This window comes from Flavobacterium sp. TS_SC_5, from assembly GCF_056156265.1.
Genome location: NZ_CM149588.1, coordinates 3,602,476 through 3,614,647, shown reverse-complemented (window position 1 = coordinate 3,614,647; position 12,172 = coordinate 3,602,476). Strand labels below are relative to the sequence as shown.

Sequence of the window (12,172 nt, the reverse complement as noted above, 5' to 3'; positions counted from 1 at the left end):
GCACATTTAAAAAATGATGGATTTGAATAAAAATTTTCTGTTTTGTATTGATCAAAAAGATTCACCAATAGGAATCAGACTTTTCTCTACAATGATTTCGGGCTCTAATCGAATGGGTATTTTTAGTGTATTGGAAACCAAACACGCCTTTTCACTCATTTCCACAATCCGTTTTGCCCGGTCTGGTTTTTGGGAATAGGGAATGACGATTTTAGGATGTAAGAGGACTTCAGTAATTACATAAGCTCCTTCGACCAAATCAACGGTACAAGAAGATTTGCATTCAAAACTGATAAAATGCAATTTAGAATTTTCGGCGATATTCAAAAAAGTACTCATGACACAACTGTTGATTGATGCGATAAATAAGTGTTCTGGCGACCAAATTCCTTGCATTCCTTTTGGGAAATCAGGAGGTGTGGCGACTTCAATATTTTGGGGTAAAACCGGAGAACTCAAAAGTCCTTTCGTGTTACCGGTCCATTTTAGGTTGACTTCGTACGTGTGCATCTTGGTATGTTTTTTTAGTTATTTTTTAAAGTTATTGTGCTGTAAATCCTCCGTCTACAGCCATTACATGTCCGGTAACAAATGAGGCTTCATCAGAGCACATCCATATCACGGCATTGGCTATTTCTTCTGGAAGACCAAAACGGCCGATGGGTTCAAAACTTTTAAATCGTTCGATTCCTTCTTTTGTTTTTCCGGTCAACCGGTCAATCATTGGTGTTTGTATAACGCCAGGACAAACCACATTTACCCGGATTCCTTGTGTTGCACATTCTAAAGCAGTGGTTTTTGTCAGTCCCACAATTCCATGTTTAGAAGCCACATAAGCCGGTAGGCCTGCAAAACCAATCATTCCGGCTACCGAAGCACAGTTGACGATGGCTCCTTTTCCTTGTTCGAGTATTTTAGGGATTTCATATTTCATGCACAGCCAAACTCCTTTCAGGTTTACACCAATGGTTTTGTCCCAGTTTTCCTCCGTACAATCTTGGGTAGGAGCAGAGGCACCCTCGATTCCGGCATTGTTGAAGGCATAATCCAATCGGCCAAATGCGGCAATCGTTTGCGCCACCATTGCTTTTACGTCAGCGGTTTTTGAGACGTCGCATTTTATAAAAATAGCTTCACTGCCTAATTCTTTGATGAGGTCTATGATTTCATCATTTTCTTTCCAATCTACTACGGCTACTTTGGCTCCTTTTTTGGCGAAAGCAAGTGCAGTGGCTCTGCCAATTCCTGATGCTCCTCCGGTTACTAGTGCCACTTTATTCTTGAATGTTGTTTCCATGATTTGGTTTTCTTAGACGATGATTTTTCTTTTTGTTTTTTGTTCTGCTTCCAAAATATTTTCGATTCCTTTTATCAAAGCATCGGGGTTAAACGAAATACTGTCAATACCTTCTTTTACCAGAAACGTTGCAAATTCTGGAATGTCGCTGGGAGCTTGTCCGCACAGTCCCACTTTTATTTCGTGGCGCTTGGCTACCCGAATGGTTTCTTTTATAAGGGCTTTGACGGCAGGATTTTCTTCGCTGAATAAGTAACTCACTAATGCCGAATCCCGATCCAGCCCTAAAGTGAGTTGCGTTAAATCATTAGAACCAATAGAAAAACCATCAAAGAGTTTAGCAAAATCATCGGCCATTAATACATTGCTTGGGATTTCAATCATCACATAAACCTGTAATCCGTTGATGCCTTGCGCTAAACCGTTTTTAGCCATTTCAGCTAGTACTTTTTCTCCTTCTTCGAATGTGCGGCAGAAAGGAATCATCAATTTTACATTGTGAAGTCCCATTTCGTTGCGTACTTTTTTCATTGCTTCGCATTCTAGTGCGAAACCTTTTCGATAAAAATCACTGTAATATCGCGAAGCGCCACGGAAGCCAATCATCGGATTTTCTTCGTCTGGTTCATAATATTTCCCTCCGATGAGGTTGGCGTATTCATTGCTTTTAAAATCACTCATTCGAACAATAACCTCTTTAGGGTAGAAAGCAGCGGCGACAATCGCTACCGCTTCGGCGAGTTTATCAATGAAATATTTTTTGGGATCTTCATAGCCTTTTGTCAATGCCGCTATTTCCGATTTGATATTTGGATCTATTATTTTTTCAGGTTCGCATAACGCTAAAGGATGGATTTTGATGGTATTCGAAATCGCAAATTCCATTCGCATCAAACCCACACCCTGATTGGGATACTGACTTAATTCAAAAGCTCGTTCGGGATCGGCGAGAATTAGCATCGGATCTGTTTGCGGCATTTTGAGAGTACTGAAATCTTGTTCAGTAATTTCCCATTTCAATTTCCCGTCGTACACATTTCCTTCTTTGCCTTCGGAGCAGGAAACCGTGATTTCCTGTCCGTTTTTTATTACCGAAGTGGCATCACCGCATCCTACAACAGCAACGGTTCCCAGTTCACGTGCTACAATAGCTGCATGACTGGTGCGTCCGCCTTTATTGGTTATGATTGCCGAAGCTCTTTTCATGATGGGATCCCAATCGGGATTGGTCAAATCAGTGACAATTATTTCTCCGTTTTGCAATAAAGCACCTTCTCGCGGATTGTTCAGAATTCGGGCTTTTCCCGAGGCAATCTTATCGCCAAGCGCAATTCCTTTGGTCAAAAGTGTACTTTTTTCTTGAAGTTTATAGATTTCCCGCACTTGCTTGTTTGCTTTTCCGTGAACGGTTTCTGGACGGGCTTGAACAATGTACAATTGGTTGTTCAAACCGTCTTTTGCCCATTCGATATCCATTGGTTTTTGATAATGTTTTTCAATTTTAGCACACCATCGGGACAGTTGGATGACTTCTTGATTGGATAAGGAAAATTGGTTCTGTTTTTCCAAAGTTGTTTCGGTATTTACAATGGTATTTTCTGCTGATGAATTTTCTGATTTGTCCGAATAAATCATTGTGAACTCTTTTCTGCCGCATTGTTTTTTCAGCATTGGATTCAAATCCGATTTTTCTAAAGTAGGTTTAAAAATTATCCATTCATCAGGCGTGATGGTACCTTGGACAATATTTTCGCCCAGTCCCCAACATCCGTTGATGATGATTGTGTTATCAAATCCGCTATCCGGATCAATGGTGAAAGCCACGCCCGAGGATGCTTTATCACTCCGAACCATTTGTTGTACGCCCACGGAAATAGCGATGTCTATTTTGTCAAAATTCATATCATACCGGTATTTAATCGCGCGATCTGTAAATAAGGAAGCATAGCATCTCCGAATGGCTTCTAGCAATTGCTTTTCGCCGTTGATATTTAGAAAAGATTCCATTCTTCCGGCGAAACTGGCGGTTGGCAAATCCTCCGAAGTGGCGCTGCTGCGGACTGCTACATCAATATTATTTATGCCGCATTGTTCGCTGAGTGATTGATAAGCTGCTTTTATTTCAGTACGAATCTCCTCCGGAAGAGTTGCTGATAAAATGAGGTTTCTAGCTTTTTCTCCAATAGCGGAAAGATTTGAATACTCTTTAGTGTCTAATGAAAACAACAAATCTTGAAGCGGTTGCTCCAGATTATTTTCTTTTCGGAAGAGTCGATATCCTTCTGCGGTAAGGGCAAAGCCGTTTGGAATGTTAATGCCAATTGGATTAAGCTGATTGTACATTTCGCCCAATGAGGCATTTTTGCCTCCAACCTCGCTAAGGGCATCAATACCAATTTGACTAAAAAAAAGGATGTGTTTGAACTGTTCCATTTCGTATTTTTTTAAGTTAAGACAGACCCTTATTTGAGTCCGTCAAAATCATAACATTAGAAAACAGGAATGGGGCTTGTACGGTAATCCGATTGTAAATTTTGTATTTCAAATGTAGGTTTGAAATTTACGAATTGGTTTTTATCAGTTTGATATACAAATAAGTAGGGCTTTTTGCATGACAATACTAATAGTGTAAATTTAATTAAATATTTTTAAAATTTTGTAAATTAATTATTTTTTTTATTCTGTAAATTGCTGTTTATCAGCATAATGTGTCTTTTATCGACTGCTTTTAATAAATTTTTATTTTTCACTAGAAATATGCAATGATGGAAGTTTTTTTAGGTAAAAAGTATGGAGTATTATTAGTTGAAATTTAGTAAATCACATTTAAGGGATTGAAAAATAATTTAAAAGCAGTTCTTGGTCACTATTTTAAACTTTTTTGAAAGCAAAAAACGAAAAAAAGAGAGAAGAATCTTTGTATAATTGCGTAATTTTAAGACTAGAAACTTCTGTTTAATCCAAATTTAATTTTATTTTTGTAATGAAAAATATTAGTTTTTTTGATAAAAATTGGCAAGTTTGATTGCGAAAATTGTGTAATCAACGGGCAAAAAATAGTAATTGCTTATTAATACTAGTAAAGAAAGTTCCATTTTGATGAAAATATATCCGAAACCGGAGAATGAAGTAGAAAGACTCAAAGCCCTAAAAGAATATTCGATACTGGATTCATTACCAGAAAAAGAGTATGACGCCATTACTCAGCTTGCTTCCTACATTTGTGGAACTCCAATAGCTTTAGTCAGCTTGATAGATAAAGACAGACAATGGTTTAAATCAAGTGTTGGATTAGGAGCCACCGAAACTCCCAGAGAGATTTCGTTTTGCCAATATGCCATCATGGGAGAGGAAGTCTATGAAGTTACAAATGCTTTAGAGAATAAATTATTTGCGGATAACCCTCTGGTTACCGGAAATCCAGATATTCGATTTTATGCTGGTGCACCTCTAACAGATTCAGATGGTTTTAATTTAGGATCGCTTTGTGTTATTGATACAAAACCCAAAATACTTACTGAAGAACAAAAAAACGCGTTGCAATTACTGGCCGGGCAGGTTGTGTTGTTGCTGGATGCTCGAAAGAAAAATTTAGAGCTTAATAAATCGCAGGTAGAGTTTCAAAATTTTATCAAACTCTCTAAAGATTTGGTTTGTATTGCCAATGTGGATGGATTATTTTATAAAGTAAATCCTGCATTTACATCCGTTTTAGGGTATTCTAAGGAAGAACTGGAAGGAAGTCCCTTTGTGAATTTTGTTCATCGCGATGATTTGGCATCAACATCCCGTGAAGTAGAAAAACTATCTAACGGGGAACTGACCATCAGTTTTGAAAATAGATATCTCTGTAAAAATGGGAAATATGTTATATTGAGCTGGAATACCTCTCCAGATCCTGTGACTGGTAATCTGTATTGTATTGCCCGAAATGTAACAAAAGAGAAAGAAGTAGAACAAAGCTTAATCGATGGGAACAGATTGCTGGATGAATCGCAAAGTATAGCAAAAATTGGTAGCTGGAAATTTGATTTAGCGACAAATGATTTGGTATGGTCAAAAGCACATTACAATATTTTTGAATTAGAGGAATTAAGTTCGGACAAGTTATTTGCTGCCTACAGAGAAAGGATATTTCCCGATGATTTAAAGATATTAGATAATTTAAACTTTGATAAATTAAATATCGATGAAGATTTTAAAATTAGTTATAGAATAGTTTTACCAGATAATAGCATAAAGCATATTTTAGAAATAGGGAAGCCCTTTAAAAATGATAAAGGGCAGCTGATTGGCTTGCAGGGTTCTATTATGGATGTTACCGAAAAGACGCTTGCAGAGCAAAAAATTGCTGAAAAAGCGAAAGAAATCAATGACATAAGATCCGCATTAGATGAATCGTCGATTGTGTCTATTACAGATAAAAATGGGGTATTTTCATTTGTAAATGATAATTTTTGCACTATTTCTAAATATTCTAAAGAGGAACTCGTAGGAAAAGACCAAAGAATAATCTCAGGTAACCTTTCACCGGATTTTACCAGTACGATATACAAAACAATTACAAACGGAAATATTTGGAAAGGGGAGATTAGAAATTTAGCTAAAGACGGAACATATTATTGGGAAAAAACAACCATTGTCCCATTTTTAGATGAAAAAGGAAAATCGTACCAATATATTGCTATTAGTGCTGATATTACTGATCAGAAAAGTGCCGAAGAAAACTTAAAAGTAGCATTATTAAATCTTGGGAAAACAAATAAAGAACTCGACCAGTTTGCTTACGTAGTTTCGCATGATTTGAAGGCACCGCTCAGGGCAATCAATAATCTTTCGGAATGGATTGTTGAAGATATGCCAGATATGCCAAAAGAGGTAAGCGCAAACTTTGATTTATTGCGCGGTCGAGTGATGCGAATGGAAAATTTAATCAATGGAGTTTTAGAATATTCACGTATTGGCCGGGTTGAAATTGAGAAAGAAACTATTGATTTGAAACCGATGCTAAGTCAAATCATAGATTCGATTGTCCCAGTGGAAGGTTTCGCAATTACACTTGATAGCAACTTTCCGGTTATTGTATCTGAACGAATACTGTTGCAACAGGTTTTTAGTAACTTGATTAGCAATGCAGTAAAATACAATGATAAACCTTTGGGAAAGATACGATGTCGTTATAAATCGGTACGCGGTTTTCACCAATTTAGCATCAAAGACAATGGTCCAGGGATTGCGGAAGAATACCATAATAAAGTATTTAAAGTTTTTCAAACCATTGAAGCACGCGATGTAAAAGAGAGTACCGGAATTGGATTATCTATTGTCAAAAAAATTATTGAAGAAATAGGAGGAACAATTCATATTGAATCTCAACAAAATAAAGGGTGTAGTTTCATTTTTACCGTACCTAAATAAATTAAAATGGAGGAATCTAAAAAAAAGTGCCAAGAAGAATTGGTAGCCCTTAAAAAAGAATTTGAAGAGTTTATTTATATTGTTTCACACGATATAAAGTCGCCAATGAGAGCGATATCAAATATAACGACTTGGATTGAAGAAGATTTGGGAAGTACGGTAAACCAAGATGTTTTATCTAACTTAGGATTGTTGAAAAATAGGGTAAAACGTCTTGAAAACATGATGAATGCCTTACTGGAACTTTCGCGGGTTGAACGAACAGAATTAGAATTTTATGAATTGAATATTCCTAAAATGATTTCCAGTTGTATTGCGTTATCTGATAATACAGCAAATGTAGATTTTCAATTTAAGGCTGATCTGCAGCAGGAGAATTGTATTACTTTAGGATTGAAAATGCAAAAAGTAATAATGAGTGTGCTTGATAATGCTGTACGGTTTAATCATGAAGAGAATAGGAAGGTATTTGTTGACGTCAGCGAAAATGAGAATGATTATGAAATAAAAATCAGCGATAACGGACCGGGAATACCAGAACAGGTAATTCATAAAATATTCTCTATTTTTTATACCGTTAATTCTAAAGATGAAGTGGATACAACTGGAGCCGGATTAGCCATAAGTTGTAAAATCATGAAATTAGTGGGAGGAAAAATAGAATATACACCGGGATTAATCAGCGGTTCTGTTTTTACAATAAATTGGCCCAAAACAATAACATTAAAAAATTAATATTATGAACCAAAAATTGGTAAATATTTTATTAGTCGAAGACGATGAAGTAGACGTGATGAATGTAAAGAGAGCATTCTCTAAAAACAATATTATGAATCCGCTTTTTATTGCCGGAAACGGAGTGGAAGCCCTTGAAATGCTAAATAATAAGATAATTCCTTTGCCTAAAATCATTATTTTGGATATTAACATGCCAAAAATGAATGGAATCGAGTTTTTGAAAATCATGAGGGAAAATGAGAAACTTAAAAACATATCGGTTTTTGTGATGACGACTTCAAACGAGGACAGCGACAAGATCAATGCTTATAATTTGAATGTTGCCGGATACATTCTTAAACCACTCTCTTTCGAAAAATTCCTGACTTCAGTAGCTACGCTCAAAAATTTCTGGCAATTATGTGAAATGTAATTTATTTAAATTGTTTTGGTTATGGGAAACGCAAACATCTTGCTGGTTGATAGTAGAAAGACCACAATTGAAAATATTAAAAAGTCTTTTTTAGAAATTGACAGTAAGCATACTTTATTTTCAGCAGAAAATGAAAATGAGGCATGGTTAATGTTGGATGGAACTCATAAAATAAATCCTATTCCTAAAATCGTACTTATTGATGTGAATAGAACAAAGAAAGAAGGAATAAATTTATTGAATGCAATACGAAATCATCCGGATCTGAAATCGATTTTAATCTTTGTAATTACAGACTCAGATGAAGATTTAAATAAAGCAGCAGCGTTGAACCTGAATATTGCCGGTTACATCCGATTGTCATTTGAAAGTCATAAATTAAATTATTTTCTTTCGGTCCTGAATGATTATTGGAATATCATCGAATTTTCAAGTCAAAAATAACAGTATATTATGGCCCTTGTTTTAAAAATATTAATAATCGATGATGATAAAATCGACTCTATTACCATCAGTCGTTCCATATCTCAATCTGGAATTATTGCTGAGGTCGACAGTGTGTTTTCTGCAAAAGAAGGCATGGAAAAGATTGATTCAATGCATTATGACTTAATCTTTTTAGATTATTTGATGCCGGATATGGATGGAATTTCTTTTTTGAGAAAAGCAAGAACGGCAGGAATTGAAACACCTATCATTTTTGTAACCTCACAAGGCGACGAAAAAATTGCCAGTCAGGCCATATTAAGCGGTGCTTCGGATTATATGCCAAAAACCCTATTGACTCCTGATGGCATTTCCCAAAGTATTAGAAATGCAATCAAACTACATGAAAATATAAAACTCCGAAAAGATACCGAATTAGCTTTGAAGGTAAATGCTAACCGCCTTCTGGAAGCACAAAAACTCGCAAAAATAGGAAGCTGGGAAATTAAATTAAGTACTAACGAAACCTATTTCTCAGATGAATTCTTTACTATTTTTGAAGTAGAAAATCAAGCAAATGCTTCCGTTGATTTTTTTAAATCATGTTTTAACGATGCCGAAGATTTAGCTCTTTATGAAAGTAATCTCGATCATGTCAAAAATACAAATGCAGAAGTACAGTTCCAGCACAGCATTACCAGTAAAAAAGGGACGTTAAAATTTATTAGTGTATTTATCAAATGTTTGAATGACGAAAATGGCAAACCTTGTAAAATATTGGGAACCATTCAAGACATTAGTGAACAAAAACATACGGAAGCAGAATTAATAAAAGCAAAAGAATTAGCAGAAAAAGCAGTGGTTATAAAAGAGCAGTTTCTGACTAATATGAGCCATGAAATTCGGACTCCTATGAATGGAATTATTGGATTCGCCAGAATTCTTGAAAGTACAAATCTAGATAATGACCAGAAAAAAAGTGTGGAAGCGATAAAAAAAGCCAGCCATAATTTGATGTTTATTATCAATGATATTCTTGACTTCTCGAAAATTGAAGCTAATAAAATGACTTTAGAAGCCGTAAGTTTTTCTTTGTCGAAAACAGTGAATTATGTCATTGAATTGCTGTGCCCAAGTGCAAAAGAGAAAAAAATAAAATTGCTATACGATCTTGATCCGGATATAAATGACAATTTAATTGGAGATCCTACAAAACTGTCTCAGATTTTAATGAACTTGGTTGGGAATGCTCTAAAATTTACCGAAAAAGGATATGTGGAAGTAGTTGTTACTGAAATGCAGGAAACCGAAACTGATGCTTTAATCAAATTTTCAGTAATCGATACTGGAATTGGTATTCCAAAAGATAAAATAGAGTCCATATTTGAAAGTTTTAATCAGGCTTCAAACGAAACTACCAGAAAATATGGAGGAACTGGACTTGGTCTTACCATAACGCAAAAACTGGTTGAGTTACAGGGCGGAAAAATTACTGTTGAAAGTGTCGTTTCTAAAGGAAGTGAATTCTCTTTCTCATTAAAGTATAAAAAAGCTCAAAAAGGAACCGCCAATAACACTAAATTAAAAAATGCAGCTATCGCTCCTGATTTTTTAAAAGACATCAAAATACTTTTAGTGGAAGATAATGAATTGAATCAGCTTCTTGCAGTGAAAGTTTTTGGAAAATGGGACAAACAAATTGATATTGCCGAGAACGGAAAAATTGCGATCGAAAAGATCACTAATAGCGATTATGATATTATTTTGATGGACATACAAATGCCGGATATGGATGGAAATCAGCTTACACATCACATTCGAACTAAAATGGACGAGAAATCTACAATTCCTATTATCGCTTTGACGGCGCATGCTACATTGGGAGAAGAGAAAAGATGTTTGCAAAATGGAATGAACGACTATTTATCAAAACCTTATGATTTCAATGCATTATTGGAGAAATTGTATCAGAATTTGAATAAAAATACGATACCATTTCCTGAATTACCATCACAAGAAATGACAACAGAAAAACTCATTAATTTTAAATATTTAAAGGATTTTGCAGAAGGAGATGATACTTTCATAAAAAACATGATTTCCATTTTTTTAGAAAATACACCGGAATCAATAGAAATTATTTTGAAATCAAATAAAGAGGATGATATAAAAACGTTGAGAGAAGAAATCCATAAGCTAAAATCGTCCATCAGTTTATTGGGTATTAGCAAGGCTGCAGAAAGTATAGCAATTATCGAAAATGAAATTGAGACAAATCCCTTGAGCCAGAAAAGAAGAGATGAAGTTGTTTATTTGAATAAAATTTGTCAGTTGGCTATTACTGAGCTCGAATTTGTGGAAGAATATTAAATTATCCACTGATTCTTGTTTTTTGTGATTTGTAATTGATAATCCAATTATTTTTTTAAACTATAAGCTTATAAAACCATTTTTATGCAGAAGATAGTAACTGTGGAGGATCAGGAGATAATGTTGAAAACCATGGAATTCAGATTGGTTAAAGAAGGGTCTCACGTGATTTTATATGCTAACGGATAGGTTGCTTTGTATAAAATAGTTTCAGAAAATCCAAATTTAATAATTTCGGACATTATGATGCTTTGAATTTCCGGATTAGATATCGTCAGAAAAGTGAGAATCGAACCGCAACTCAATATAGCAGTTATTATACTTTCGGCTGTTGGATTACAGAAAACAGTATTGGCAGCCTTTGAACTTGGCGCAGATGATTTCATGAGAAAGCCTTTCAGTCCAAATGAATCGACCGTTAGAGTGAAACGCCTTTTGCTCAGGAAATGATAATATATATTTAGATTTAAATTCTGTTTTTAAAACTTGGAGTTTAAATTATAGACTAATAGCTAGTCGTAAAAAACCTCGCTCAATGCTATATTGGCGAGGTTTGCTATTTTTAAATGGAGTTAAACAGTTTTTCTAATGTGACGGTTCGTAGATTAACCGTAAAAAAGTACTGAACCTTTGATTTTCTCTTTTTATAGGAATTCCAGTAACGATTCCCACAAGTAAATGTTCTGTTACTTCCACTCGCATTTGTGGCCTAATAGTCATATCAAAATCATTTTTTTTGATTTCCTTGTTAAACTCAATCCCAATAAAATTTCTACTTCCGGGAATCATATAATGAAAATTAGAGTTAATTTGCCATTCTGTTTGTTGTGCATTATCAGCAAAACGAGTTGAAAATTGTGGGCCAGTGTATAAAAGGGTGTGGAAATTTTGGCCCCAGCGTTTCGCGACTACCACAAATGGATTGTAGACATTTCCAGTAAAAAAAGTATCATTTTGGTAATTTTTAAAATCGGTTAATTGAAATTCATGAATGTAGCCCAATGCCATGGAAAGCTTCTTTTTTTCGGAAACAAAAAAAGTATATTGTGCCGCCATTTTTATACTGTGTAGGCTACTTCCTGGTGTCTCACCATCATTGATGGTAGGGTAATAAATTGAAAAAGGTAATTCGACTTCAAGACCTAACCTGTCAATTGGTGCCCATTCATATTCTATTAGTGCAGTATATTCATCATGTGTAATATTATCGGTTAATCCAAGTCCTACATTCCATTCGCGTTCTCCCTTCCTAGCGCCTAGATCTCTAATTAAATCAATATATAGAGGTTCGGCGTGCAAGACTTTGGGACTGTCTTTTTTACCTTCGACTTGTTGAATATAAAGACTGTCTTTCAAATTATTACTTTGATTTATATCTGTTTGTGCGTTAGTGGTATAAATTGCAAGCGTTAGTAATAACAAGGTCCAAACCTTTGTTTTTAAATAGTGGGTAGTCATCTTAATTTGTTTTATTTTTAGTAAAAAAGGATAGTACTTTACTTTCTTATGTA

At 35.1% G+C, this 12,172-nt stretch carries 10 protein-coding genes; 6 read left to right on the top strand and 4 right to left on the bottom strand.

Going from position 1 to position 12,172, the window contains the following annotated elements; genetic code table 11:
* Positions 1-51: 51 nt before the first annotated feature.
* Genes AC0J6S_RS15530 through ppsA form a run of 3 tightly spaced genes read right to left on the bottom strand, consistent with a single transcriptional unit; the run spans position 52 to position 3,730 of the window.
* Complete coding sequence (locus AC0J6S_RS15530) at positions 52-510, bottom strand: OsmC family protein (RefSeq protein ID WP_474954639.1); 459 nt, start codon at positions 508-510, stop codon at positions 52-54.
* A gap of 31 nt (positions 511-541) precedes the next feature.
* Positions 542-1,297: an SDR family oxidoreductase gene (locus AC0J6S_RS15525; RefSeq protein ID WP_474954638.1), complete on the bottom strand. Its 756-nt coding sequence runs from the start codon at positions 1,295-1,297 to the stop codon at positions 542-544.
* Between the two features lie 12 nt (positions 1,298-1,309).
* Entirely contained in the window at positions 1,310-3,730 is a 2,421-nt protein-coding gene (gene ppsA, locus AC0J6S_RS15520) for a phosphoenolpyruvate synthase (protein ID WP_474954637.1), read from the bottom strand.
* A gap of 630 nt (positions 3,731-4,360) precedes the next feature.
* On the opposite strand from ppsA, the gene AC0J6S_RS15515 reads away from it, so the two are divergent.
* The 6 genes from AC0J6S_RS15515 (at position 4,361) to AC0J6S_RS15490 (ending at position 11,111) form a co-directional block, all read left to right on the top strand.
* Positions 4,361-6,715: a PAS domain-containing protein gene (locus AC0J6S_RS15515; protein WP_474954636.1), complete on the top strand. Its 2,355-nt coding sequence runs from the start codon at positions 4,361-4,363 to the stop codon at positions 6,713-6,715.
* Positions 6,716-6,721: 6 nt separating this feature from the next.
* Positions 6,722-7,450 (top strand): sensor histidine kinase, encoded by a 729-nt coding sequence (locus AC0J6S_RS15510; RefSeq protein WP_474954635.1) that lies wholly within the window; start codon positions 6,722-6,724, stop codon positions 7,448-7,450.
* Between the two features lie 4 nt (positions 7,451-7,454).
* Positions 7,455-7,865 (top strand): response regulator, encoded by a 411-nt coding sequence (locus tag AC0J6S_RS15505; protein ID WP_474954634.1) that lies wholly within the window; start codon positions 7,455-7,457, stop codon positions 7,863-7,865.
* 21 nt (positions 7,866-7,886) lie between these two features.
* Entirely contained in the window at positions 7,887-8,309 is a 423-nt protein-coding gene (locus AC0J6S_RS15500; protein ID WP_474954633.1) for a response regulator, read from the top strand.
* A gap of 9 nt (positions 8,310-8,318) precedes the next feature.
* Complete coding sequence (locus AC0J6S_RS15495; protein WP_474954632.1) at positions 8,319-10,661, top strand: response regulator; 2,343 nt, start codon at positions 8,319-8,321, stop codon at positions 10,659-10,661.
* Positions 10,662-10,943: 282 nt separating this feature from the next.
* Positions 10,944-11,111 (top strand): hypothetical protein, encoded by a 168-nt coding sequence (locus AC0J6S_RS15490; RefSeq protein ID WP_474954631.1) that lies wholly within the window; start codon positions 10,944-10,946, stop codon positions 11,109-11,111.
* 135 nt (positions 11,112-11,246) lie between these two features.
* Here the strand turns inward: AC0J6S_RS15490 and AC0J6S_RS15485 are convergent, their stop codons facing one another.
* A complete protein-coding gene (locus tag AC0J6S_RS15485) occupies positions 11,247-12,119 on the bottom strand; it encodes an HAEPLYID family protein (RefSeq protein WP_474954630.1) in 873 nt (290 codons plus the stop codon).
* Positions 12,120-12,172 lie beyond the last annotated feature (53 nt).

Excerpts from the sequence above, each read along its gene's own strand:
- AC0J6S_RS15530 (WP_474954639.1), bottom strand. The coding sequence starts at position 510 with ATGCACACGTACGAAGTCAACCTAAAATGGACCGGTAACACGAAAGGA.
- AC0J6S_RS15525 (WP_474954638.1), bottom strand. The coding sequence starts at position 1,297 with ATGGAAACAACATTCAAGAATAAAGTGGCACTAGTAACCGGAGGAGCA.
- ppsA (WP_474954637.1), bottom strand. The coding sequence starts at position 3,730 with ATGGAACAGTTCAAACACATCCTTTTTTTTAGTCAAATTGGTATTGAT.
- AC0J6S_RS15510 (WP_474954635.1), top strand. The coding sequence starts at position 6,722 with ATGGAGGAATCTAAAAAAAAGTGCCAAGAAGAATTGGTAGCCCTTAAA.
- AC0J6S_RS15505 (WP_474954634.1), top strand. The coding sequence starts at position 7,455 with ATGAACCAAAAATTGGTAAATATTTTATTAGTCGAAGACGATGAAGTA.
- AC0J6S_RS15500 (WP_474954633.1), top strand. The coding sequence starts at position 7,887 with ATGGGAAACGCAAACATCTTGCTGGTTGATAGTAGAAAGACCACAATT.
- AC0J6S_RS15495 (WP_474954632.1), top strand. The coding sequence starts at position 8,319 with ATGGCCCTTGTTTTAAAAATATTAATAATCGATGATGATAAAATCGAC.
- AC0J6S_RS15485 (WP_474954630.1), bottom strand. The coding sequence starts at position 12,119 with ATGACTACCCACTATTTAAAAACAAAGGTTTGGACCTTGTTATTACTA.